This is a genomic window from Pseudophaeobacter sp. C1-32P7, assembly GCF_041008775.1.
Classification (GTDB): Bacteria; Pseudomonadota; Alphaproteobacteria; order Rhodobacterales; family Rhodobacteraceae; genus Phycobacter; species Phycobacter gallaeciensis_A.
In genome coordinates, this window is the sequence record NZ_JAXGFR010000004.1 from 180,990 (window position 1) to 204,939 (window position 23,950).

Here is a 23,950-nt window from a genome sequence, read left to right on the forward strand (position 1 = left end):
GTTCAGAGATCCAGGCCAAAGGGTTTGTCGGCGCCGGTCAGAAGCGCCACGAAGTCAGCAATCAGTTGCAGCAGAAACAGCGCAAACCCGACGGGAATGGCCAGATAGGGGATCCACAGGCGCACGCCCCATACGGTGTCCGAGCGCCAGCCGCGATCCCAGGCGAAATGCCAGTACTCGAACCCGTACCACAGCATTATCGCCATGATGCTGATCGACAGGAGTGAGGTCAGAACCGCCAGCCCAAACCGCGCGCGCGGCGGCAACGAAATCGGGATCAGATCGACATTCACATGGCCGCGCAGCCGCTGCACATAGGGTAGGCCGATCAGGGTGGCCGAGATGACCAGATAGATCACCGCCTCGGTCTGCCAGACAGTGGATCCGTTCAGCACAAACCGGATCACGATCATCTGGCAGGTAATCGCAACTGCTGCCATGATCATGGCAGCCGCGCACCAGCCGGCAAGTGTGGACAGGCCCGCAACGGCCCGCAGGAACGGATTGTTCCCGGTTTTTGCGATCGTGGCCGCGCTTTGTCCTGCCATTCCCGCCTCCTGAAGTTCTGAGGTATTCAAAAAAGGCGGGGCAGCTTCAGGCCACCCCGCCGGGTGTTATCACTCGACTGCGAGCGCCAGATCGAGAAGCGCCTGACCGTCCGAAACCTCATCCACGAATTTCTTGTAGGAGGTTTCCATGGCCAGCTTGCGCCATGCGTCGAAGTCATCGGCGCTCATCTGGGCGATTTCCACACCGGCGTCGGCAAAGACCTTGGCCGAGGCTGCGTCCTGTTTCTTGGCTTCTTCCAGGTAATAGGCTTCGGCCTTTTCGGCAGCGGCCAGCAGCGCGTTTTGCTGTGCTTCGCTCAGACCTTCAAAGGTGCTCTTGTTCATCAATAGAGGCTGATACATGAACCACAGGGCTACGTCGCCCGCCGGGGTGTAGCAGCTGACCTGTTCGTAGATCCGGTAGGACACGAAGGACGATGACGAGGTATTAGCAGCCTGCAGAACGCCGGTTTGCATGGCGTTGTAGATTTCCGAAGATGCCATCGAGGCGATGGAGGCACCGGCCCCAGCCAACATCTGTTCGAAGGCTTTGCCGGCCGCGCGGGTCTGCAGTCCTTCGATGTCGGAGGGTTTGGTGATGCACTTGTCCTTGCCTGCGAAACCGCCGGCCAGATAGCCGTGCACCAGAACCATCACGTCGTCGTCGGCCATCTTGGCCTCAAGCGCTTCCATGAAGGGCGAGTTGCTGAGCCGCGCGGCGTGGTCGTGGTTCTTCACCAGGCCGGGCATCAGCGTCAGGTTATAGGCGGGCTGCTGGCCGCCAGCATAGCTGAGCGGTAGAACGGTCATGTCCAGCTGGCCGCGGCTGAGCGGTTTATACTGCTCGCGCGGTTTGAACAGCGATTTGGAGCCGAAGATCTTGATGTCCAGATCGACATCGGCGGCGGCCACCTCATCGGCGACGATCTGCGCGACCTTGTGGCGGATGTCCTTGTTCGACCACTGGTGCGACAGGCGCAGTTCGGTGGCATTGGCCAGCGCGGCCGACGACAAGAGCGCCGCGGCAGCGACCGCAGCTTTCAGCATGGTTTTCATTTTTTCCTCCCAGAAATTCCAACCTTTGATGGCTGGAGATGCCCGAACGTAAACATCAGGTGTTTTTCAAGTCAATATTTTTGTATACAAGAATAGTTATGTTGAATTTTCAAAACCGGAGTGCTACTGAAAATCCATGGGGCAACGTCGTGCAGATAGTATCGCTGAAGAGCTGGAAGAGCTGATCTTTGACGGCACATTTGCGGATGGCGACCGCTTGGACGAGGTGCGCCTGGCCGAACAGTTCGGCGTTTCACGCACGCCGCTTCGTGAGGCATTTCAGCGGCTTGCGCTCTCTGGTCTGGTACAGCTGATCCCGCGACGCGGCGCCTTTGTACGTCAGCCCGGCCCGGTCGAACTGATGGAAATGTTCGAAGTCATGGCCGAGCTGGAAGCGGTCTGCGGACGGCTGGCAGCCAAGCGGATTTCGGATCAGGCGCTGGATGAGCTGAACGATGCCAATGCTAAATGTCAGGCAGCGGTCGATGCACAGGATTCGGATGCCTATTACGTGGAGAACGAGCGTTTCCACCGCATCCTCTACCGCGAATCCGGCAATGGGTTTCTGGAGCAGGAAGCCTGCAAGTTGCACAAACGCCTGAAGCCCTTTCGCCGCCAGCAGCTGCGGTTTCGCGGGCGTCTGGCGCAGTCCATGGATGAACACAAGGCCGTGGTGCAGGCGCTGGTCCGGGGCGACGGCGAAGCCGCTGCCAACGCCCTGCGCGATCACGTCGCGGTGCAGGGCGAGAAGTTCCACACTCTGATGGCCAGCCTCAAAAGCGCCGCAGAATAAAGCCGCCGCAGCAGGTTCAGTCGCGGTGGTGCAGGATGCGCCCGATGGTGTTCATCAGCAGTTGCGCCGCCAAAATGGATGTGCAGCCGGTGGTATCGTAATCCGGCGCCACCTCCACCAGATCAAGCCCGACGATATCGCCCCGCTGCGCCAGCGCGTCGATGATCTCCAATACCTCGTAATAGAGAAACCCGCCGTGGCTGGGAGTGCCGGTGCCCGGTGCGATTGAGGGGGCGAAGGCGTCGATATCCACAGTCAGATAATAGCGCTCTCCTTGCGGGATGCGGTTGATCAGTGCCTCGGTGCCCATCTTGCGCACATGGCGGACCGACTGGATGTCCGACCCCATGGAGCGGGCGGCATCATAGCCGTCCTTGGCGGTGGAGGAGACGTTGCGGATACCGATCTGGGTCAGCCCGGTGACATAGGGTTTTTCAGCGGCGCGGCGCATCGGGTTGCCATGGCCATAGCGTACCCCGTGACGCTCGTCGACGAAATCGAGATGCGCGTCGATCTGCACTACGTGGATCGGCTCCTGATCGTCAAAGGCGTTGATGCAGGGGACATTCACCGAGTGATCGCCGCCCAGCACCACCGGCAGGGCACCGGCCTTCAGGATCTTACGCACGCCGTATTCGATATTGGCGTGGCTCTGCAGGGTATCGGTATGGATGATATCCGCATCGCCAATGTCCACAATGGTCACCTTGGCCGGGTCCAGATAGGTGACATCATCCTCGAAATCATAAGCGCCCGCATGGCCAAAGCTGAACAGGGTCGAGGCCTCGCGGATGGCGCGCGGCCCCATGCGTGCGCCCGACCGCCACTGGGCACCGAAATCGAACGGCGCCCCCAGAACGGCCGCATCCGCATCAATGGCGTTCCAATCCTCCACGTATGGGTACTTGCCAAAGGTGCAGATGCCGACGAAAGGCAGGTTCAGCCGCCCGCTGTCATATCCATGTTTGCTCATGCTGCGCTCCCCGCTGCCAGTGCTGCCAGTAAGGGGAAGCGGCGGGGCGGGGTCAAGCGCCGGGTTGCACCGCATCCGGATGGGCAGCAGCAAAGGCCGGATGCTGGGCACAGGCGTCTTCGACCGCCAAAAGGCGTGGCATGTCCGAGATATCTACCTCCCAGCGGCGGGCATTGTAGATCTGCGGCATCAGGCAGATATCAGCCAGCCCCGGCGCATCACCAGTGCAATAGGGGGCCTGTTCAAACCCCGCCAGCAGCGCCTCGAACGCCTGCAATCCGGGGCGGATGAAATGCTGCATCCAGGCCGTAGGCATATCCTCGCGCCCACCGCTCAGCTGGGTTGCATGGCGGGCAACGGCGAGGTTGCAGACCGGGTGCAGGTCCACCGCGATGGATTGCGCCAGTGCCTGCGCCTTGGCCCGCTCTGCCGGGGCTTTCGGGAGAAGGTTCAGATCACGGGTCTGGTCCAGATAATCCAGGATCGCCAGCGACTGTGTCAGCCGCAGCCCATCGATCTCCAGCACCGGCACAAAGCCCTGCGGGTTGCGCGCCAGATGTTCGGGGCTGCGCTGCTCTCCCTTTACCAGATCGACGGGGATGGACTGGTAGTCGATCCCGGCAAGGTTCAGCGCGATGCGCAGCCGGTAGCTGGCCGACGACCGCCAGTAATCAAAAAGTACCACATCCGTCATCAGTCTCTCCCTCTTGTGCCTGCCTGATATGAAACCGCACCCGGGATCCCCGGATGCGGTCTTTGTGTTTCGGTCTGTTGTTCAGAGGTTACTCAGTTCCTTGGCGTGCAGCCAGTCTGCGTGTTTGGGCGCCTTCTTGGTCTTTGACCATTCCTCCAGCATCTCCCATTTCACGGCGTCCAGTTTTTCCAGCAGCGCCTCTTCCTTGGGATCTGGGCAGGCCAGTTCCACCCGGTGGCCGTTCGGGTCGAAGAAATAGATCGAGTGGAAGATCGAATGATCCGTCACACCCAGCACCTCGACACCGTTGGCCTCAAGATGGTCCTTGAATTCGATCAGCGTGTCGCGGTCCTTCACCTTGAAGGCGATGTGCTGCACCCATTCCGGCGTGTTGGGGTCACGGCCCATTTCCGGCTTGGTCGGCAATTCGAAAAAGGCCAGGACATTGCCGTCGCCCGCATCCATGAAGACATGCATGTAAGGGTCGGGTTCATGTGTGGACGGGACGTGATCCTCGGCTATGGCGAGGACGAAGTCCATCTTCAGCATCTTGTTGTACCACTCCACCGTTTCCTTGGCGTCCTTGCACCGATAGGCGACGTGATGGATTTTCTCGATTTTCACTTGCTCTCCTCCGAAGGCTGAAGCGCGGCGGCAGCCAGCGCCTGTTTCAGGATCGCGCGTTTCCCAATGTGGTTGGACAGGACCAGCACCAGCCGCGCATTGAGCGCGTCGCTGTCGGCCTTGGAAAGGCCCTCGTGTGCGGCCAGAAGATCGGCGTAGAAATCATCGGCGCCGTCGATGTTCGGGGTCAGGATCAGTTGGTCGGACATCCGTGTTACTCCTTGCCCACGGCGCGGCGGATGGCGGCGCGGAACTGGTTGTCGTCATAGGAGGGGCGGCGGGCGGCCACGTGCTGATCCGGGCGGATCAGGTAAACGCCGCTGGCATTGTCGCCGAGGTAACGTTCCTTCAGGGCCAGGGTGCGGTCGTCCTTGACCGACAGTGCCAGCCGGGTGACTTCGATGCCGTCTTCCTCGATCATATCGGGGGCCTCGGCGTCGATGGTTAGCAGAGTGAACTTGTCCGCCAGTTTCGGCAGCAGGAAGTCATCGCCAAGCGGCGCATCGGGGCAGGGCGATCCGGGGCGGGTGCGCTCCGGCCCATTGGGCAGCGCATCGGCAGAATTCAGGTGCGATCCGTCATAGGTGCAGGGCACCGACAGGCGGCCGGAGTTCACCAGCGGGCGCGCAAATTCGTGATGTTCGCTGAGGTCCAGAACCGCATCACGCAGCACGCGCGACATTTCCGATTTCGGGGTGATGAAATCAGTGGAGCGGCTGGAGTTCAGGATATTCTCGTCGGCGCCATAGACCCGTTCCTGATCGTAGCTGTCGAGCAGGCTTTCGGGGGCCTTGCCCTCCATCACCAGTTTCAGCTTCCAGCACAGGTTATCGGTGTCCTGCAGACCCGAGTTCGCACCGCGCGCCCCGAAGGGAGATACCTGATGCGCTGCATCGCCCGCAAACAACACGCGGCCATGGCGGAAGTTTTCCATGCGGCGGCACTGGAAGGTGTAGATCGACACCCATTCCAGTTCGAATTTCACATCCTCGCCCAGCATTTCCTTGAGGCGGGGAATGACGTTCTCGGGGCGTTTCTCGCGCTCCTTGTCGATGTCCCAGCCCAGCTGCAGGTCGATGCGCCAGACGCCATCAGGCTGTTTGTGCAACAGCGCCGACTGGCCTTTGTTGAAGGGCGGATCGAACCAGAACCAGCGTTCGGTGGGGAAGTCGGCCTCCATCACCACATCGGCGATAAGGAAGTTGTCCTCGAACACGCGGCCCACGAAATCGAGCCCCAGCATCTGCCGGGTCGGAGAGCCGGCGCCATCGCAGGCGATCAGCCAGTCTGCCTCGATATTGTAAGAGCCTTCGGGCGTGTCGATTTCCAGCGTCACGTGATCGGGGTGGGTGCCGATAGCGGAGACCTTGTTGCGGCCGCGGATCTCGATCGGGGCGCCTTCGGCCTGCAATTCCTTGACCCGGTTCACCAGGTACTCTTCGAAGTAATACTGTTGCAGGTTGATGAAGGCCGGACGTTTGTGGCCTTCCTCCGGCAGCAGGTTGAATTCATAGACCTGACGATCATCGAAGAAGACCTTGCCGATGTTCCACTGCACGCCCTTGTCCACCATCGGCTGACCGCAGCCAAGGCGGTCAAGGATCTCCAGCGGGCGTTTGGCGAAACAGATCGCGCGGGAGCCGAAGCTGACCTTGTCGTTGTCATCCAGGATCACCGCCTCGATGCCCTGCTGGGCCAGGTCGATGGCTGCGGCAAGGCCGACCGGGCCTGCGCCAATGATCACCACCTTGCGCCGCACCGGCGCCGGGGCGTCCTGATCCGCATGACGTTCATACGGGTACAGGGGCACTTCAAAGATCTTGTTCATCTGGTGTCCTCCCAAAGGGTGCCGCTTGGCACAGCTTCTCCGGTTCCCGGCCATGGGGTTGGCCGGGAGGTTAGGTTAGCATTCCATTTCAAAAGCGGGAGCAACACGACCTAGGTCAAAAAAAGCCAAACCTTGTTGGGCTGGCGAAAGGTTCTAGTTGCTCCCTGTTTCCACCGACATGCCTTCAGCGTGGTTTTGATTGGCATGCTCGGTATGGCTTTCGAGATCTTCTTCAACGTTTCTGGCAGCATCTTCCGATTTGACGCCAATCGTTGCAGCGAAAAAGCTTGAAGCTGCGAGTGTCGGCACGACCCAAACCATTTTGTCGCTCAAGAATGCCGCCAGATACGAGGGCACTAAAACTACAGCTGCTTTCATCGCCGCTGACTTAAAGTGCGTTATTTTCATGCATCTTAGCCTTGTAGTGAGTCCCACATTTCAAGGTCACGTTGTGCGGTCCAGATGCGGGGGGTGTCAATACCGCGGGCCTCGTCATAGGCGCGGGCGACGTTGAAGGGCAGGCAGTGCTCGTAGATCGCGTAGTCTTTAAACTTGGGATCGCACTCTTGGCGCACCGCGTCCCAGGCCTCTTTCAGGGTGCCGTTGCGGGCAGCCACGCGGGCGGCGGGGCGATAGGTGCTTTCGACGAAGTCGCGGGTGTTCTCGATGGCCGCGTTGACCATTTCCTTGCCGACCAGCGCATCCCCGCGACCCGGCGCGATGGCGTCGACGTCAAAGGATTTGATCGCATCCAGCGTATCACCCCAGTCGCTGAAGTGACCGTCGCCGCAATAGCAGGCCGAGTGGTATTCCACGATATCGCCAGTGAACATGACGTTCTGATCCGGCACGTGGATCACGATGTCGCCTGCGGTATGGGCGCGGCCCAGGTGCATCAGGTCGACGCGGCGGTTGCCCAGATAGACGGTCATGTCTTCCGAGAATGTGGTGGTGGGATAGGTCAGGCCCGGGATGCTTTCGTGACCTTCGAACAGGCGCGGGAAGCGCTGGAATTCGCTGTCCCAGTCTTCCTGACCGCGTTCAACGACCATGGCGCGGGCAGCATCGCCCATGATGATCTGCTGCGCGCCAAAGGCCGAGGCGCCCAGCACCCGCACCGCGTGATAGTGGGTCAGCGCGACATGGGTGATCGGCTTGTCCGTCACCGAGCGCACGCATTCGATAACCTTGTTCGCCAGACGCGGGGTGGCCTGCGCCTCGACGATCATCACCGAGTCATCGCCGATGATCACGCCTGAGTTTGGATCGCCCTCGGCGGTGAAGGCGTAAAGGCCCTCGCCCACTTCGGTGAAGCTGATCTTCTTTTCCGTCATGTCGCCTTGCGACGCGAATGCCTTTGCCATGTGTTCAGTCCTTTTGCAGAAACTCAAGCCGGTTGCCGAATGGATCTTCGGCGAAGAACCGGCGTCGGCTTTCTATGGTGTCATCCCAGCGCGGTGATTGGCCGGTGGCCGTGATCCGTGCCGCGATGGTGTCGATGTCGTCTACGGCAAAGCCCGGATGGGCTTTGCGCGCAGGGGTGAACCCCTCTTCCACGCCCAGATGCAGCTCGGAACCGGCCAGTGACAGCCACAGGCCTCCGCGCGCTTTCAGCGCCTCCGGCTTTTCGATCTCGGCCAGCCCAAGGCCCTCACACCAAAAGGCGCGGGCTTTGGGCTCTCCATCCTTGGGGATGGCAATCTGGATATGGTCGAGGGCGATCACAGCTTAGCGCTTATAGGGATCGTCCAGCGCGGGCAGGATCTTACCCGCACATTCGCCGAACCCGATCGTGTAGCCGTCGCCCTTGCCTGCGCCTTTCAGCGTCAGCGTGTCGCCATCGACGATAAAGGAGCGTTCCTCGCCGGTCTCCAGCGTCACTGGCTCCTTGCCGCCCCAGCTGAGTTCCAGAAGCGAGCCGCGGCTTTCCTTGGTTTCGCCCGAGATGGTGCCGGAACCTAGCAGGTCACCCGCGTTCATCGGGCAGCCCGATGTGGTGTGATGGGCCAGCTGCTGCGCGGCGGAATAGTACATTTCATTGTAGTTGGTGCGCACGATGGTGCTGGCGTCCTTGCCCTCTGGCGCCATGGTTACCTCCAGATCGATGTCATAGAGCATCGGTCCGCAGTCCTTGAGGTGATCCAGTAGCTCAACTTCGCGCGCGGGCGTGTCGCAGCGGAAGGGTTCCAGCGCCGCCTTGGTCACGATCCAGGGGCTGACGGTGGTGGCGGTCGCCTTGGCCTGAAACGGGCCAAGCGGCTGGTATTCCCAGGCCTGGATATCGCGCGCCGACCAGTCGTTCAGCAGCACGTAGCCAAAGATATTGTCGTCCGCTTCCTGCACGGTGATCGGACCTTCGGAGGGGACGCCGACGATGGCACCCATTTCCAGCTCGATGTCGAAACGCGCGCAGGGCGCCCAGCGGGGGGCGTCGTCATTCGGGCCTTTCAGTTGGCCCCAGGGGCGGCGCACATCGGTGCCGGACACGACAACCGAGGAGGCGCGACCGTTATAGCCGATCGGGATGTGCAGCCAGTTCGGCGGCAGCGCGTTTTCCGGGCCGCGGAACATGGTGCCGACGTTCATGGCGTGATGCTTGCCGGCATAAAAGTCGGTGTATTCGCTGACCATGAAGGGCATATGCATCTGCGCCTCGGCCTGCGGCACCAGCAGCGGTTCGACCTTGGCCTGCTCGGCGGCGCCTTCGGACAGAAGCGCGGTCAGACGGTTGCGCAGGGCGGTCCAGACGGCGGGACCTTCTTCCATCAGGTCGTTCCAGAAGGGGACCTCGAACAGGGCGTAATCGGTCAGGTCGATGAGGCCAGCCTCTTCGGCGGCCTGCATATCAAGGATCATGTCGCCGATGGCGACGCCGCAGCGCGGGTCTTCGTCACCGACAGAGAAGACGCCGTAGGGCAGGTTGTTCAGCGGAAAGGGCGTGTCGGCGGAATTGGCCGAGGCGACCCAGGATTTCAAAAGGGGCATGGTGTCTCCCAAAACGTTATGTGCAGGCGCCGGGAGCACCCCGGCGCAAAACGGCTGTGGCTACAGGCTTACTTCAGGCCCGGCGTGCCGTCGAATTTCTTTTCGATGTCGGACCAGCAGTCGATGTAATCGTCCTGCAGCGGCGCCTCCTTGGCGGCGAATTCGGTCAGGTGCTGCGGGAAGCGGGTCTCGAACATGAAGGACATGGTATTTTCCAGCTTCTCCGGCCCGAGGTTCGAGTTCGACGCGCCCTCAAAGGCGTTCTTGTCCGGTCCGTGCGGCAGCATCATGTTGTGCAGGGACATGCCACCGGGGATGAAGCCCTGCGGCTTGGCATCATACTGGCCGTAGATGTTGCCCATAAGCTCGGACATGATGTTCTTGTGATACCACGGCGGGCGGAAGGTGTTCTCGGCCACCATCCAGCGTTCGCGGAACAACACGAAATCGATGTTCGCGGTGCCCGGCTGGCCCGAGGGCGCGGTCAGCACGGTGAAAATCGAGGGATCCGGGTGGTCGAACAGGATGGCACCGACCGGGCAATAGGTGCGCAGGTCGTATTTCACCGGCGCATAGTTGCCGTGCCAAGCGACCACATCCAGCGGCGAATGGCCAATCTTGGTCTCGTGGAACTGGCCACACCATTTGATGGTCACGGTAGAGGGCACTTCGCGGTCCTCAAACGCCGCCACCGGCGCCTTGAAGTCGCGCGGGTTGGCCATGCAGTTGGCGCCGATCGGGCCACGGCCCGGCAGCTCGAACTTCTGACCGTAGTTTTCGCAGACGAAACCGCGTGCGGGGCCTTCCAGAACCTCGACCCGATAGAGCAGGCCGCGCGGCAGGATGGCGATTTCCTTCGGCTCCAGATCGATGATGCCCAGCTCGGTGCAGAAACGCAGACGGCCCTCTTGCGGGACGACCAAGAGCTCACTGTCGGCCGAGAAGAAATAGCTGTCTTTCATCGATTCTGTGACCAGATAGACATGGCTGGCCATGCCGACCTGGGTATTCACATCGCCTGCGGTGGTCATGGTGCGCATACCCGTCAGCCAGGTCAGCGGCTCGCCGCTGTGGGCCACCGGATCCCAGCGATACTGACCGAGCGAGGTCACATCGGGATCGACACAGGGCGCGGATTTCCAATAGGGCAGGTCGATTTTTTCATAGCGGTGGGAGTGCTTCACCGAAGGGCGGATGCGGTAGCACCAGGTGCGCTCGACGCGCTCGGCGGTGAAGGCGGTGCCGCTCAGCTGCTCACCATAAAGACCGTAATTGCATTTCTGCGGGCTGTTCATGCCCTGGGGCAGGGCGCCGGGCAGAGCCTCGGTTTCATAGTCGTTGCCAAAGCCGGGCATATAGCCCTCATGCGGGCCAGCAAGCGAAGGGGCCTGGATCATCTCATGGGGATTTGTGGGTCGATTCATGGCGCGTTCCTCCTTTTCCGCTTGCCGGGGTAATAGTTGATTTTGTAACTAACAAGGGTATGGAGGGGCAAATGACCGAAAAAGATGATTTCGCTTTGCAGGATTTCCTGCCGTTCCTGCTGAACCGTGCGGCCGAGGAAAGCTCGCTTGCCTTTCAGTCCTATTACAAGAACCGTTATGGGATGCTGCGCAACGAATGGCGGGTACTGTTCCACCTTGGCACCTATGGCACCATGACGGCCAAGGAGATCGGTCAGCGCGCCAAGATCCACAAGACCAAGATCAGCCGGGCGGTGGCCAAGCTAACTGAGCGCCGTTTCATCACCCGCAACAGGGATACGGCGGACCGGCGGTCGGAGCACCTGAAGCTGACCCCGGCGGGGGAGGCGGCCTATCGCGATCTGCGCGGGCAGGCGGCAAGCTATGACAAGCAGTTGGCGGCCCGGTTCAGCCCAGAAGAGGAACAGACCCTGCGGCGCATGTTGCGTCAGTTGGCTGGAATCGAGGAATAGACATTCGGGCTTCGGCACCCCAGATACTGCCGGACACAGAGAGTGCCGGATACTGGCAAAACACCCGCGCAAACCGAGGACCCTTTCCCGTGGATCAGACAGACAGCCGAGCCCCCGCCTTGATCTCCTGGCTGACCGAGCAGGGGTTGCGCAGCAACGAGCGCGAAACCTTTCTGAAGGCGTTCTGCGAGGAACTGGTCGCCGCCGGTGTGCCCCTGTGGCGGTTTCATCTGGCGCAACGCGCCTTTCACCCGCAGTTCGGCGGGATCGGGTTCAGCTGGACACGGACCGAAGGGATGTCGCAGGAGCGATACGAGCATCGGCAGGCGCCGCGCGATGCCTGGCTGCAAAGCCCGCTGTTCCATCTGTTGGCAGAGGACCTGGATGAGTTCCGATCAGATCTGAACGATCAGGATGTCGTCCGTTTCCCCATGCTGGGGGATCTGCGGGGGCGTGGGGTGACCGATTACTTTGCTTTCGGTTTGCGGTTCTCTGATGAGAAGGCTCCGCTGGACCCGAGCAGGCCCTCCGAAGGGGTGCTGATCTCCTGGAGTTGCGATCATCCGGGCGGTTTTCCCGCGCGTGACCTGCTCCTGCTGCGCACGATCGCGCCGCACCTGGGGCTGGCGCTGAAATCGATGTCGAACCAGCAGATGGCCAAGGATCTGTTGCAGGTCTATCTGGGACGTGACGCCGGGCGGCGGGTGCTGTCCGGCGAAATCCAGCGCGGGTCGTCGGACCGGATCAACGCGGTCATCTGCCTGTTCGACCTCAAGGGCTTTACCAGCCTGGCCGAGCAGGTGCCCGGCCCCGAGGTGATCGACATGCTGAACGATTATTTCGGCATTGCTGTAACCGTGATCCAGTCCCACGGGGGCAATATCCTGAAGTTCATGGGCGATGGGATGCTGACGATGTTCAACCTCGGCTCGCTCAGCAAGGACGCCAAGGCGGCGCTGGATGCGGCGAGTGAGCTGCGTCAGAAGATCCGCCTGCGCAATATCGAACGGACCAAGGCTGGCCAGCCCGCGCCGGGGTTCACCCTTGCGCTGCATGCGGGCGATATTCTGTATGGGAATATCGGGTCAGAAAACAGGCTAGATTTCACCGTGATCGGGCCGACCGTCAATCAGACAGCGCGGATTTCCGGCCTGCGCCACTCGGTCGGGCAAAGCGTGATCCTGTCACAGGAGGTACAGCGCGCCGGGGCAGAGGCGGGGCACGATCTGGTGTCTCTCGGCCGCTACATGCTGCGCAGCGTGGCCGAGCCGATCGAATTGTTCACGATCTACGAGGCGCCGGAACGGCCCGTGTGAGGGCCAGCCTGGCACCTCGCAGGGCGCGGATCAGATATTGATCTCGACACCGGGCAGGTTCAGCTCTTTCATCATGTCCCGCAGCTCTTGCCGGGCGGCGATGTTGGAGATGTTCAGCTGTTTGACGCCCACGTCCTTGAGATCCAGCAAGGTCAGGCCGCGCGGGAAGAGCTCGCGGAAAATCACCCGCTCGGAAAAGCCCGGCGCAACGCGAAAGCCGATCCGTTTGGACAGCATGTTGATGGCGCGCTCCATCTTTTCCTTATTGACCATGCGCTGGGTGCCGACACGGTTTCGGATCACGATCCAGTCGATGGGTTTCAACCCGGCCTGCGCCCGCAACTGGCGCGCATTCCAGACCATTTCCGAATAGACCGACGGGCCGGTGATCTTGTCGCCCTTGTCATCGGTATGGGCCAGCAGGTCGAAATCCACGAAACTGTCGTTCAGTGGCGTGATCAGCGTGTCGGCCAGCGAGTGCGCCACCTGGCTCAGCCGGGTGTGTGAACCGGGACAGTCGATCAGGATGAAATCATTGTCCGGCTCCAGGCTGGAGACCGCAGCGGACAGGCGGTGATCATAGATATTTTCGCCCGGTTGCAGACTGTCGGGATCGATGTCCGGCAATTCGTGCAGATCCACGATGGGCAGTTCCAGCCCGACCTGTGCCATGAACGCCTTGCGGTTTTCCAGATACCGACCAAGCGAGCGTTGCCGCAGATCAAGATCCAGCGCCGCCACCTTGTGCCCCAGCCGTGCCAGAGCGGTTGCCACATGCATGGAGACGGTGGATTTCCCTGCACCGCCCTTTTCGTTGCCGACGACAATGATATGCGCCATTCAATGATCCCTTTGGTTCCCCGCGCCGCGGGAGCGATTTTCTGCGGACTATAGACAGTGCCCGAATCAATGAAAAGCGTTGAACTACCCCAATTAGAGCCTGATTTTTGCCGCATCAGGCGGGGGCAGCAGTGCAGCTGATGCACTGCCGCAGGATGCCATGTGTTAATTGGAACACTTCGTTCCGGCGCTGCTACAGACCCAATTGGTTCAACTGCTCGAATGCCGAGGAGAGACGTGCCTCGTGGGGGAGCCAGTCCGGGGTCGAGCGATGATAGATCGGCTGTCGCGCCTGCTGCAACGATGCCGTTTGAATGGCGCTCTCACGGTTTTCTGGATGCAGGCAGTCATCGGACCATTCCAGCCCGCAGAAATCCACCAATGGCCGGATGTGCTCTTCGGGATCTTTCGTGAGCGCGTGATAGTCCAGTTGATGGATCTGGTCCGGAAACAGCCGCATCCAGTGTTGCATCAGGTCCCGCGTTAGAGCCTGATATTGGGCAATGTCGCTGAGATCATAGCTGAACCCATTGCCACTACCCGCCATGCAAACCTGATAAAGAGACCAGAGCTGATCGCGGGGCATGCGCGTGGTGTAGACGATCCGCGCCTCGGGGAAGGCTGCCAGAAGGCCGCCGACCCAACGAAAGTTGAGCGGCATCTTGTCGATTACAACAGGTGCGCCATTGGCGTGACCCTGCATGGCCTGCCCAACTGCGTCTCGCAGGGCCTGTGCGTCGGCTTGTGTGAATTTCGTTTGCTTCTTTGTTGCCATTTGCTGCATCAGCTTGGACATGGCAGTTGTGGAATACTGCAATTCGCCAGCGCCTGTCACACCTTCGCAGCCGCATAGGATGCGTTCCGTTACCGTTGTGCCTGAGCGCGGCAGCCCGACGATGAAAATTGGCCGAAAGCCGAGCTCAGATGTGGCAACCGGTGCCGGTTCAGCAAAGGTATGCTTCAGGTACGCAAATATGCCTTCGTCCTTCTCGATCGAATATCTGATCGTTTGCTTCTTGAGGCTGTTGCCCTGTTCCAGATGCTCAAATGCGGCGTCGTACTGCCTGGTATCATTCAGAGCTTTGTAGAGCGCAAAGCGCAGTTCGCTTTCTGCGCTGGGCTGCAGGTCGCCCTCGTTGAGGAGTTGTTGCATGTCTCTCAGGTGGGGATGATCCTTGTCATAGGTGATCACCAGGGACATGTTGCGGTGCACGGGCGTCAGCCGGGGATTTAGGTCCAGAGCGTTCTGGAAATGCTGCTTTGCGGTGTCATTTCTGTTTTCGGATACTGCGATGAGTCCAAGCTGATATTGGGCTTCTCCACCAGCTGGTGAGGCCGGGGTCACCGAATTATAGCAGGCCTTCGCCTCTGTCAGACGGTTAAGGCGGCGTAGTGATAGGCCCAGTACGTTGAGTAATTCATCGGTAACCGGATTGTTCTCGATAAGAGCTGAGATGATATGCACGGCTTCCGCATAGTGGCCTTGTTCGTTCAGGGACATGGCCAGTGCTCTGCTCGCCGCCGGGTTTTTCGGATCTAGGACGACGGCCTTGCTCAGGTGCTCGGTTGCGAGATCGAGGTAATTGAGTTGAAGAAGTATAGCGCCGATATTGAAATGCCCGATGGCGGGATTGCCTCCAGCCTCTAGGCTGCGTTTGAAGAAATCCAGAGCGCCTAGGAGGTCGCCTTGGGCCTTCAGGCACGCGCCCTGCAAATCCAGCAATGGGACCAAGTCGGGGGAGCGTTTCGCCAGAGCTTGTGCTGTGGACAGGGCGTCTGAGATTCTGCCTTCTCGGAAAAGAGTAACCGCCGCAGTGACTTCCGATTGGCTCACGGGGGTCCCATGCCCTCGATTCCCCGCCAAAGCCTCGGGGAGGTGTTTGATGCGGGAAGGGCTGGCTTGGGAGAGCATTGGCTGCGGCCTTTCGTTTCAGTGTATCCACGATTTCGAAAAACTGTGCCCCAAAAAGCTTGTCAATTTGAAAAGATTTTACAATTTTTGCTCGGGCTATGCATGGCCTCTATCTAATTTGTGCTTGCGCCAAAAATAAAAAAAAACCGCCCCAAAAGGAGCGGTTTTCGTTTCGAAACCGATAGTTGGTCTTAGAAGCCCAGACCTTCGTATTTCTTTTTGAACTTGGACACGCGGCCACCGGCGTCCATCAGGCGGGTCGAACCGCCGGTCCATGCGGGGTGCACGGAGGGGTCGATGTCCAGCGACAGCTGGTCGCCTTCTTTGCCCCAGGTGGAACGCATCTTGATGACGGTACCGTCGGTCATTTTGACGTCGATGAAGTGGTAGTCGGGATGGGTGTCGGCTTTCATGATACCACTCCTTACGCTTTAGCTTTGTAGTTTGCGTCTTCAGCGATACGGGCGGATTTGCCGCGACGCGAACGCAGGTAGTACAGCTTGGAACGACGCACGCGGCCACGGCGCACGACGGTGATGCTGTCGATGTTGGTCGAATGCAGCGGGAACACACGCTCCACGCCTTCGCCAAACGAAATCTTGCGGACGGTGAAGGAACCGGCGATGCCAGAACCGTTCTTGCGGCTGATGCAGACGCCTTCGTAGTTCTGAACACGGCTACGCGAGCCTTCGGTCACTTTGTAGCCGACGCGGATGGTGTCACCGGCTTTGAAATCGGGGATCTCTTTCCCCAGGGCGGCAACTTGTTCCGCCTCCAGCTGTGCGATCAGGTCCATCTGATCTTCTCCTATTTTGCTCGTGGTTGTTCCACGAAGTTTTGCGCGGATATGAGAGCTCTTGGTCTTCACCGGGTCCCGCTTGTGCAGCCCGCCAGAGATCACACCGATCGTTCCTGAGTGCCGATCCGCGCCCTGTCAGATGACCGAAGAAGGTCAGCCAGGATATGCGCACATAGGCAAAACGCCCGGAACCGAATCCGGTACCAGACGAGCGGCTTTTAGGCCTGTGGCGCCAATGTTTCAAGGGAATTGTGCCGTAACCCCACTTCTTCGCAACGCTTTTGTTTTGCTCGCCGGGGCTTATGGGGCTACCGTTTGGGGGAATTGATAGATCAAGTTGTTGCGTCGGCCCTTTCTGGCCGTGCTGTTTAAATGTGCCTCATGGGTAGGAGGAATGACCATGCCTTTCAAAAAGCTGGATATTTTCAATAGTGAGCAAGGCTACAAGGCGGAGCTTAAGAAGGAACTCAAAAAGCTCGACGCGAGCCTGAGCGAGTTTCATTACTACGATCAGGTGGCGCTCAATGGCGCGCCGCAGACTATTCTGGTGGTCGGAGAGACCGCCGCGCCGTTGCTGAAAGAGCTGAAAGCCAAGGCCAAGACGCACGCCGTCGGCCGCTGTTTTGTTGAGGATGGCACCCTGAAGCTGAGCCCGGTTAAGGGCAAGATTCTGGAAAAGAATCTGAAGCCGGTCATGAAGGGCACGCAGTTTGCCTATAAGATCGTGGACGCGGATGTGGACGCTGGCGGGGCGGACAGCGCCGATGGTAAGTTCGAAAAACGGCTGCAGGCTGTGGTGTCGCGGTTTGACAAGATCAAGGGCAAGATCACCGACGAGGAACGCAAGGAGCTGCGCATCCTGTTCGGCCAGATTGAGGAGCAGAAGGATAGCGCGGTGGACAAGGCAGCCGCGATCTTGAGCAAACTCAACACCCGGATGGAAGAGCTGATTGGCCTGATCGGCGGCGGATCGGAGGCGTCGCGCGAAGAGGTCAACGCCAAGACCCGGCTGAAGGCGACCACGGCCCGCTTTGACAAGGTCAAAGGCAAGATCATGGATGACGAGCGCAAGGCGCTGCGTCAGCATTTCGCCGCCGTCGTCGAGCATTTCAAAAAGGGTGAATGGGCCGACGGACAGAAACGGCTGGAGCAACTGGACAAGGAAATGGTCGGTTATGTGAAGGAGGCGCTGGCTTCTGAGGAGCAGAGCGCCGAGAAACGCAGTTCTGACTTTGACAAATCCGAAGCAGGTCAGGCTGCCAAGGTGCTCGCCTCGCGCATCAAATCCGAAGCGGAAAAGTTGAAGAAACTGGAGGCCGCCGTGACCCGTGAGGCGGGCGTGCTGAAGGATCTGCAGGACACTCTGTCGGGGCTGACCAAGCCAAAGGACATCGCCTCCAAGCAGCGCCAGGTCGATGCCAGTTCAGATCGGCTCGACAAGGCGCGTCAGGTGCTGGAGACCTCGCGCAGCGAGCTGCTTGAAAACATCGAAAAGATGAAAAGCGAGAAGCTGGAGAAGGAAAAGGCATTCGTCACCGCACTGGGCAATATCAAATCACGCATCTCGGCGCTGGATGAGATGCTCGACAGCGTACCGGTGGATCAGGCCCGGGCCCAGATCGAGGCGCTGATCAAGAAACAGGCCGAGGCGCAGGCCTGGCAGGAGGAGCGGCTAAAGGCCGAAGAGGGTGGCGAGGGACATGGCACCGGTCGCCACGGCGCACAGACCGGGATGGAGCGCCAGGCGATGCGCGCCTCAACGCAGGATGGCGTCACCCCGGATCAGGATGGCAATACTTCGGGCGTCAGCCGTCAGGAAAAAGGTGTGATGCAGACGGAAACCTGGAACCAGGTCAAGGTCACCTACACCGAAGAGGACGGCAAACGCGTGATCGCCGATATCGACAAGACCGCGCAGAATATCGTCAACAAGTTCGACAGGACCCAGTACAGCGGCGGCAAAGGGTCGATGTGGGCCACGCCGGTGCTGGAAAAGGAAGCGGTAGAGGCGGCGCTGGACGTGGCCAACAAGCTCAAGGATTTCACCCATTGGGCCGAGGGCAACACCTCGGACCACACGGCGGTCACCACCGAGTTCAAGAATCTGACCGTGCTCTTGGGCAAGCCATCCAGTTCGGTTGGCTGGGGCTACGCGGTCGAGCGGGATGGCGATGCCGTCGATGTGTCCACAGTGAAGAGCGAACTGAAGAAATTCGAAACCGGCGCGCAGACCATGGACCAGCTGTTCAAGGCGCTGAACGTCAAGTTCATCGAACGCGATGGCGGGGTAAAGATGATCCCGCATTGCCGGGTAGTGCTGGAGCGCGGCGCGGGCGGCGGCGCCTGGAAGCTGAAGACGCATTATCCCGACAATGGCATTTCTTCGGGGCAACTGGGTTGGGAAACCCGGCGCAATCAGCCCAAGGGTGACATCACCTTCCGCAAGGGGACGGACCTGACCGTCAAGAAGAACAACGCCGCGCCCTGACGGGGTGGGGCCGGGGGCTATATAGGTTCCGTCCCCGGATCAGTCCTTCTTGGTCTCGCAATAGGCGTCCCATAGGTCCGGGCGGCGCGCCTTGGTGATTTCTTCACTCATCTGGTGACGCCATTCGGCGATCTTGCCGTGATGGCCGGACATCAGGATCTCGGGGATCTCGCGGCCCTTCCATTCGGCGGGGCGAGTGTATTGCGGATGTTCCAGCAGCCCGGAGGAAAAGCTTTCCTCCTCGGTTGAGGCCTGGTTGCCCAGGACGCCGGGGATCAGTCGCACGGTGGCGTCGATCAGGGCCTGCGCCGCGATTTCGCCGCCGGTCATCACGAAATCGCCGAGGCTGACTTCCTGAATGCCATAGTGTTCCAGGACCCGTTCATCGACGCCTTCGAATCGCCCGCACAGCAGGGTCATGCCGTCGCAACGCGCGAAGTTCTGCATCATCTTCTGGTCCATGCGTCGCCCGCGCGGCGACAGGTAGATCAGCGGCCAGTTGCCCTGCACCCCATCCATGGCATGGTCGATCGCCTCGCCCAGAACATCGGGGCGCAGCACCATCCCGGCGCCGCCGCCTGCGGGGGTGTCATCCACGTTACGATGCTTGCCGACGCCGAACTGGCGCAGGTCGATGGTCTCCATCTGCCACAGCCCTTCCTGCAGGGCCTTGCCGGTAAGGCTTTCGCCCAGCACACCGGGAAAGGCGGTGGGAAACAGGGTCATGATCTTGACCTTCCACACCCCGGCCAAATCCGGAGTCGGTGTCATCAGTTCACGCGGTTTCAGCGTTGGGCGGATCGCCTTGCGGCCATGGGATTTTGTCGGGTTGCTCATATCCCGTTGTTTAGTTGAAACTGGGCCGGTCGCAACAGAAAGCTTTGCCCCTGCCATGCCCGATGAAATGATGAACCGGCTGCCTGCCTTCCACCAGAAGCCATCCGTGGCAGAGGTGGAGAAGCGCGCGATGGCGCTTTGGCCGCAGATCGCTGCAGAAACCGGCCTGCCGCCGGATGGGGCCGCTTTCAGTATGATGCAGGTGAATTCGTCCCGGCAGGACAGCCGCGCAGTGCTGGGGATCCGGACGGCGGACGAACGGCGTTTCGTGCTGCGGGCGGATTTTGCCGAAGGTAATCTGGCGGTCTTGCGTGCCCACCACGACCGCCATCGCGCGGCGGCGCAGGCGCTGCGCGATGTTCCGGGCGTCAATGTGCCGGGGCTGGTCTGGCTGGATCCGGAGCGCCCCATCGCGCTTTTTGAGTTTGCGCCGGGCGAAACAGCCTATCGCGAGCTCGCCTTTGCGGACCATGGCCTGGGCGATAGGGAGGTTCTGCTGCGCCGGATTGGCGGTGCCGTGGCGCAGTTGCATGCGGCCGGAGCGGTGGAGCAGCGCCGGTTTTGGCCAAAATCGCATCTTGAGCGGGTGCAAGACCGCGCCGCCAAGGTGCGGGCGGGCGATTTGCAGATCCGCAAGCCAAACAGGTTTCTGGGCCTCTGTGCGATGTTGCACCGCTTTGCCCGGGAGGCGCGGGGGCTGCCCTATCAGGCGGCGCTGCAGCATGGGGACCTGCATTTCAGGAACATCCTGATCACCGAGGATCTGGTCTCGTTTATCGATTTTTCCAACGCTCGGTTTTCCCTGCCGCATTCGGATATTGCCAATCTCTGGCTGGCGAACCTGCCGGACCATCTGGCCACAGGGGACGGGGCGCAGGGGCAGGCGGTTGGATTTGGCGGCGTCGCGCGCAGCGACTGGGCCGCCTTTGAAGCGGGCTATGGCGCCCGGTTTACAGAGGATCCGGTCTTCCGGTTCCTGTTTCTGCATCGCCTCTACCGCTCATGGCTGCGCCTACCCGCACCGGGGGCAGAGCTGCAGGAGCGGGACATAACCCTTCTGAGTGGGGTCGAGACGGTTTTTGACTGGTTTCAAAGAAACCATACCGACTGAACTGTAAGGAGTGGCAGGCTCTGCAGTTGCTTAGAACAACCCTTCGGGTGGGTCGGCGATGATCCGGCCCTGTTCCAGATCCACTGTCGGGACTGCCGCAAGGGTAAAGGGCAGCAGAACCGTGTTCTTCATCCCAGGGCCGTGCAGTTCCAACAGATCGGCCGCGCCGTGGTTCTGTACCGATTTCACCTGCCCCAGCAGGGTGCCGCCGGTATCATAGACATCAAGACCGATCAGGTCGGCATGATAATACTCATCATCCGGCAGGCTTGGCAGGCGATCGCGCGGGGCAAAAAGGCGCAGCCCCTTCAGCGCATCCGCCTGTTCCTTGGTCTCCACCCCGCCAAGGCGCGCAGCAAAGCCGTTTTTGACTACCGATGTCAGTGACACAGTATAGCTCTGGCTGCCGTCCTCGGAACTGAGCGGGCCATACGTCGCAATGTCCTCGGGATTGGCGCAAAAGCTTTTCAGGCGGACTTCACCCCGTACCCCGAAGGCGCCGGCCACCGCGCCGATGCAAATCAGATCGCTCATGGCTGTATCCTGTGTAACTGTTGATCGCAGACCGGTTTCATCCAACCCTATCTGAGCCATTGGGGTGTTCATGACAAGGCGAAGTTTCGCTGGCCGCCTCCAAGAGGTCGGCAGATGCCGTCTTGCGGATCAGCGGGTTTCGACCGGCAGGCCGTCCCGGCGGCTTTCCCAGCCTTGCTGTTCTAGTTCCGGGGTCTCGTCCTCGGTGACTTCGGGGTGGCCAATGCAGAAATAGCCGATCAGCTGCCAACCTTCCGGGGCCTTTAGATCGCGGTTCAGCTGCTCGGGATCCAGCACCGAGACCCAGCCAAGGCCCAACCCTTCGGCGCGCAGCGACAGCCAGAACAGGGTGATGGCGCAGACCACGGAATAACGCCGCATTTCCGGCATGCTGCCTGCGCCCAGACCGTGCCCCTTGCTGGTGGCATCGTCGCAATAGATCGCCAGTTGCACCGGCGCCTCCTGCATGCCCGAGAGTTTCAGCCCGGCGTAACGTTCGGCTTGTGCGCCAGAGTAGCCTTGCAACGCTTCGGCGTTGGCGGCCTTGAAATTCTCAAGGGCTGCGGCGCGGGCGGTATCGCTTTCGATACGTAGAACGCGCCAAGGTTCGCTGAGCCCCACCGAGGGCGCCAGCAGAAACGCAGAGAGGCAGCGCGCAAGCACTGCCTCGTCCACAGGGTCCCTGCGGAATCGGCGCACATCGCGCCGAAGCCGCATCAACCGGTCCAATTCGCTGCGAAAGCCCTCAGGGAAGGCGCCCTGATCACGGGTCTTTCGCAGCGTCATGGTCTTATTCCGCGTCTGCGGGTGCTTCAGCGGCTTCAGCAGCTTCGGCGGCCTTTGCGGCTTTCTCTTCAGCGCGCTCCTGAGCTTTCTTGCCGGGAACAGCTTTCTTGGGGTTGTTGCGCTCGGTCTTGGCGCGCACACCGGCGGCTTCCAGCATCCGGGCGATACGGTCGGTGGGCTGGGCGCCCTTGTCGAGCCATGCCTGAACACGCTCCATGTCCATTTTCACGCGCTCTTCGCTGTCTTTGGGCAGCAGCGGGTTGTAGGTGCCGAGCTTCTCGATGAAGCGACCGTCACGCGGCATGCGGCTGTCAGCAGCCACGATGCGGTAGAAGGGACGCTTTTTTGAGCCGCCGCGGGCCAGACGAATTTTCATTGCCATGGTTTCATTCTCCTTTGATGGCGTTGAACGGGATTTCCGATTGTCGGATCAATCCCGCTTATTCTTGGTGTTTCTTATGGTGGCGAATGACCTCATCGATGATGAAGTTCAGGAACGCCTTGGCAAATTCAGGGTCGAGGTCCGCCTGAGTTGCCAGGTCTTCAAGCCGTGCGATCTGCTTTGCCTCGCGGGCCGGATCGGACGGGGGAAGGTCGTGTTCGGCTTTCAGCTTGCCCACTGCCTGGGTGTGCTTGAAGCGCTCGCCGAGGGTATAGACAAGGATCGCGTCCAGCCGGTCGATGCTTTCGCGGTGCCCTTTCAGGATTTCGGCGGCGCGTGCAACAGGATCATTGCTCATGTCAGTCAATGGCCCATCCTTTCGGTTTGAACAGCGGGTCGGCGTAGTGGCTGATTTCCATCTCGATGCCATGGGCGATCTGGCTGCCCTTCAGCGCCTCGGGCGAGGGATGCCGGTAGACGGCGTCGCTGCCGTCGATGGTCTCGGCATCATTGTCCTTCTTGGCGCCAAGGCGTTCGGCCAGGCGGATGGAATCGAGGTTCTTGGGGTCGATGTAGCTGACCGCCCCATCCCAGCCCAATGTGTCGTAGAAATATCTCCGCGCGGCGCTGGTCGCCTCCAGCGCGTAGCCTTTTCCAGCCTTTTCGGGCCAGATGATCCAGGCGATTTCACGCTCGGGCCAGCCTGCGGGTTTCCAGCCGCCCGCCATGCCGTAGGTCTCGTCCGTGACCTTGTCGTGGATCATCCACATGCCAAAGCCGCGGATCTGCCAGTGGCCGATTTCAGCGGCATAAAGCATCCAGGATTCATACGGGTTCAGCGGCCCGCCCATGAAACGCGCGCGATAAGACGAAAATGTCGCCTTAAAGTTCGGATAATCCTCGGGCTCGGGGCCGCGCAGGATCAAACGTTTGGTTTCAATGGTCGGGATGGAGGCTGGCATCAGGCATAAGCCTCCATGCCGCCGTCGGTGACCTCTGCCGGGGACAGGTGACGCCAAAGCTCCAGCGTGCCAAGGCGCGGATGGGTGTAATCACCATCGCGGCGCGCACCAAGGCGTTTTGCCACCGCGCGAGAGGCGTGGTTTTCCGGGTTCACCAGGCTGATCACGGTGTCCCAACTCAGAACGTCATAAGCAAAAGAGCGCGCAGCTGTTGCCGCCTCGGTGGCGTATCCCTTGCCGCCGAAACCTTCGAACAGGTCCCAGCCGATTTCCGGCTCGGGCCAGCCATGCGGGTTCCAGAGGCCAATGTTGCCCGCAACCTTGCCAGTGGATTTCTCATCCACCATCCAGCGGCCATAGCCCAGCATGTGCCAGTGACCGATCTCGCAGGCGAGGTGGCGCCAGACTTGCTCGGGCTTCATCTGGCCACCGACGTAGGTGGCGCGTTCGGACGCGTAGAATTCGCACATCACGTCGAAGTCCGACAGTTCCGGCGCGCGCAGGATCAGGCGTTCGGTTTCGATGGTGGGAATGGTCACGGTCATG

General features: G+C 60.5%; 28 protein-coding genes. 5 read left to right on the top strand and 23 right to left on the bottom strand.

Annotation, left to right across the window (positions count from 1 at the left end; genetic code table 11):
• Positions 1 to 2 precede the first annotated feature (2 nt).
• On the bottom strand, positions 3 to 548 hold the full coding sequence (locus SM763_RS07600) for a TRAP transporter small permease (RefSeq protein ID WP_065271587.1): 546 nt from the start codon (positions 546 to 548) through the stop codon (positions 3 to 5).
• 69 nt (positions 549 to 617) lie between these two features.
• The gene (dctP, locus tag SM763_RS07605; protein WP_065271586.1) at positions 618 to 1,604 is read right to left on the bottom strand and encodes a TRAP transporter substrate-binding protein DctP; all 987 of its coding nucleotides are present in this window, start codon (positions 1,602 to 1,604) and stop codon (positions 618 to 620) included.
• A 136-nt stretch (positions 1,605 to 1,740) separates the two neighbouring features.
• On the opposite strand from dctP, the gene SM763_RS07610 reads away from it, so the two are divergent.
• Positions 1,741 to 2,397, top strand: a complete 657-nt coding sequence (locus tag SM763_RS07610) for a GntR family transcriptional regulator (protein ID WP_065271585.1) — start codon at positions 1,741 to 1,743, stop codon at positions 2,395 to 2,397.
• A 16-nt stretch (positions 2,398 to 2,413) separates the two neighbouring features.
• Here SM763_RS07610 and speB read toward each other — a convergent pair whose 3' ends face one another.
• The 10 genes from speB to hmgA form a co-directional block, all read right to left on the bottom strand.
• Positions 2,414 to 3,370, bottom strand: a complete 957-nt coding sequence (gene speB, locus SM763_RS07615; RefSeq protein ID WP_368998149.1) for an agmatinase — start codon at positions 3,368 to 3,370, stop codon at positions 2,414 to 2,416.
• 52 nt (positions 3,371 to 3,422) lie between these two features.
• The gene (gene maiA, locus SM763_RS07620) at positions 3,423 to 4,064 is read right to left on the bottom strand and encodes a maleylacetoacetate isomerase (RefSeq protein WP_368998150.1); all 642 of its coding nucleotides are present in this window, start codon (positions 4,062 to 4,064) and stop codon (positions 3,423 to 3,425) included.
• An 81-nt stretch (positions 4,065 to 4,145) separates the two neighbouring features.
• Positions 4,146 to 4,688, bottom strand: a complete 543-nt coding sequence (locus SM763_RS07625) for a VOC family protein (RefSeq protein WP_368998151.1) — start codon at positions 4,686 to 4,688, stop codon at positions 4,146 to 4,148.
• Positions 4,685 to 4,897 (bottom strand): DUF2783 domain-containing protein, encoded by a 213-nt coding sequence (locus tag SM763_RS07630; RefSeq protein ID WP_065271581.1) that lies wholly within the window; start codon positions 4,895 to 4,897, stop codon positions 4,685 to 4,687. Before SM763_RS07630 ends, SM763_RS07625 begins: the two co-directional genes overlap by 4 nt.
• 5 nt (positions 4,898 to 4,902) lie before the next feature.
• Positions 4,903 to 6,516, bottom strand: a complete 1,614-nt coding sequence (locus tag SM763_RS07635; RefSeq protein WP_368998152.1) for an FAD-dependent oxidoreductase — start codon at positions 6,514 to 6,516, stop codon at positions 4,903 to 4,905.
• A 153-nt stretch (positions 6,517 to 6,669) separates the two neighbouring features.
• Complete coding sequence (locus tag SM763_RS07640) at positions 6,670 to 6,924, bottom strand: hypothetical protein (protein ID WP_274838243.1); 255 nt, start codon at positions 6,922 to 6,924, stop codon at positions 6,670 to 6,672.
• A 5-nt stretch (positions 6,925 to 6,929) separates the two neighbouring features.
• Positions 6,930 to 7,880: an MBL fold metallo-hydrolase gene (locus SM763_RS07645; protein ID WP_274838244.1), complete on the bottom strand. Its 951-nt coding sequence runs from the start codon at positions 7,878 to 7,880 to the stop codon at positions 6,930 to 6,932.
• A 4-nt stretch (positions 7,881 to 7,884) separates the two neighbouring features.
• Positions 7,885 to 8,241 (bottom strand): VOC family protein, encoded by a 357-nt coding sequence (locus SM763_RS07650; RefSeq protein ID WP_274838245.1) that lies wholly within the window; start codon positions 8,239 to 8,241, stop codon positions 7,885 to 7,887.
• Between the two features lie 3 nt (positions 8,242 to 8,244).
• Complete coding sequence (gene fahA, locus SM763_RS07655) at positions 8,245 to 9,501, bottom strand: fumarylacetoacetase (protein ID WP_368998153.1); 1,257 nt, start codon at positions 9,499 to 9,501, stop codon at positions 8,245 to 8,247.
• 68 nt (positions 9,502 to 9,569) lie between these two features.
• On the bottom strand, positions 9,570 to 10,925 hold the full coding sequence (gene hmgA, locus SM763_RS07660) for a homogentisate 1,2-dioxygenase (RefSeq protein ID WP_274830328.1): 1,356 nt from the start codon (positions 10,923 to 10,925) through the stop codon (positions 9,570 to 9,572).
• A gap of 71 nt (positions 10,926 to 10,996) precedes the next feature.
• Between hmgA and SM763_RS07665 the strand changes: the two genes are divergently transcribed.
• Together SM763_RS07665 and SM763_RS07670 are read left to right on the top strand one after the other, a co-directional pair.
• A complete protein-coding gene (locus tag SM763_RS07665; protein ID WP_065273598.1) occupies positions 10,997 to 11,437 on the top strand; it encodes a MarR family winged helix-turn-helix transcriptional regulator in 441 nt (146 codons plus the stop codon).
• An 89-nt stretch (positions 11,438 to 11,526) separates the two neighbouring features.
• Positions 11,527 to 12,753 carry an adenylate/guanylate cyclase domain-containing protein gene (locus SM763_RS07670; protein ID WP_368998154.1) on the top strand — a complete coding sequence of 409 codons (1,227 nt, stop codon included), beginning with the start codon at positions 11,527 to 11,529 and terminating at the stop codon, positions 12,751 to 12,753.
• A gap of 30 nt (positions 12,754 to 12,783) precedes the next feature.
• Here the strand turns inward: SM763_RS07670 and SM763_RS07675 are convergent, their stop codons facing one another.
• From SM763_RS07675 to rplS, 4 genes are all read right to left on the bottom strand, one after another.
• On the bottom strand, positions 12,784 to 13,593 hold the full coding sequence (locus SM763_RS07675) for a division plane positioning ATPase MipZ (RefSeq protein ID WP_368998155.1): 810 nt from the start codon (positions 13,591 to 13,593) through the stop codon (positions 12,784 to 12,786).
• Between the two features lie 193 nt (positions 13,594 to 13,786).
• Positions 13,787 to 15,427: a tetratricopeptide repeat-containing sulfotransferase family protein gene (locus tag SM763_RS07680; protein ID WP_368998156.1), complete on the bottom strand. Its 1,641-nt coding sequence runs from the start codon at positions 15,425 to 15,427 to the stop codon at positions 13,787 to 13,789.
• Between the two features lie 269 nt (positions 15,428 to 15,696).
• Positions 15,697 to 15,918 (bottom strand): 50S ribosomal protein L31, encoded by a 222-nt coding sequence (gene rpmE / locus SM763_RS07685; protein ID WP_274830325.1) that lies wholly within the window; start codon positions 15,916 to 15,918, stop codon positions 15,697 to 15,699.
• Between the two features lie 11 nt (positions 15,919 to 15,929).
• Positions 15,930 to 16,301, bottom strand: a complete 372-nt coding sequence (gene rplS, locus SM763_RS07690) for a 50S ribosomal protein L19 (protein ID WP_065273597.1) — start codon at positions 16,299 to 16,301, stop codon at positions 15,930 to 15,932.
• 403 nt (positions 16,302 to 16,704) lie between these two features.
• Between rplS and SM763_RS07695 the strand changes: the two genes are divergently transcribed.
• On the top strand, positions 16,705 to 18,792 hold the full coding sequence (locus tag SM763_RS07695) for a coiled-coil domain-containing protein (RefSeq protein ID WP_368998158.1): 2,088 nt from the start codon (positions 16,705 to 16,707) through the stop codon (positions 18,790 to 18,792).
• A 39-nt stretch (positions 18,793 to 18,831) separates the two neighbouring features.
• Here SM763_RS07695 and trmD read toward each other — a convergent pair whose 3' ends face one another.
• Entirely contained in the window at positions 18,832 to 19,629 is a 798-nt protein-coding gene (gene trmD / locus SM763_RS07700; RefSeq protein ID WP_368998159.1) for a tRNA (guanosine(37)-N1)-methyltransferase TrmD, read from the bottom strand.
• A gap of 55 nt (positions 19,630 to 19,684) precedes the next feature.
• Between trmD and SM763_RS07705 the strand changes: the two genes are divergently transcribed.
• Positions 19,685 to 20,740, top strand: coding sequence for a phosphotransferase family protein (locus SM763_RS07705; RefSeq protein WP_368998160.1), 1,056 nt, complete (start codon positions 19,685 to 19,687; stop codon positions 20,738 to 20,740).
• A gap of 30 nt (positions 20,741 to 20,770) precedes the next feature.
• Here the strand turns inward: SM763_RS07705 and rimM are convergent, their stop codons facing one another.
• The 6 genes from rimM to SM763_RS07735 form a co-directional block, all read right to left on the bottom strand.
• Entirely contained in the window at positions 20,771 to 21,274 is a 504-nt protein-coding gene (gene rimM, locus SM763_RS07710; RefSeq protein ID WP_065271570.1) for a ribosome maturation factor RimM, read from the bottom strand.
• A gap of 129 nt (positions 21,275 to 21,403) precedes the next feature.
• A complete protein-coding gene (gene bluB / locus SM763_RS07715) occupies positions 21,404 to 22,060 on the bottom strand; it encodes a 5,6-dimethylbenzimidazole synthase (RefSeq protein ID WP_065271569.1) in 657 nt (218 codons plus the stop codon).
• A 4-nt stretch (positions 22,061 to 22,064) separates the two neighbouring features.
• Positions 22,065 to 22,442 carry a 30S ribosomal protein S16 gene (gene rpsP / locus SM763_RS07720; protein ID WP_065271568.1) on the bottom strand — a complete coding sequence of 126 codons (378 nt, stop codon included), beginning with the start codon at positions 22,440 to 22,442 and terminating at the stop codon, positions 22,065 to 22,067.
• 58 nt (positions 22,443 to 22,500) lie between these two features.
• Positions 22,501 to 22,800, bottom strand: coding sequence for a chorismate mutase (locus tag SM763_RS07725; protein WP_065271567.1), 300 nt, complete (start codon positions 22,798 to 22,800; stop codon positions 22,501 to 22,503).
• A gap of 1 nt (position 22,801) precedes the next feature.
• On the bottom strand, positions 22,802 to 23,404 hold the full coding sequence (locus SM763_RS07730) for a GNAT family N-acetyltransferase (RefSeq protein ID WP_274830320.1): 603 nt from the start codon (positions 23,402 to 23,404) through the stop codon (positions 22,802 to 22,804).
• Positions 23,404 to 23,949, bottom strand: a complete 546-nt coding sequence (locus SM763_RS07735) for a GNAT family N-acetyltransferase (protein WP_274830319.1) — start codon at positions 23,947 to 23,949, stop codon at positions 23,404 to 23,406. Before SM763_RS07735 ends, SM763_RS07730 begins: the two co-directional genes overlap by 1 nt.
• Position 23,950 lies beyond the last annotated feature (1 nt).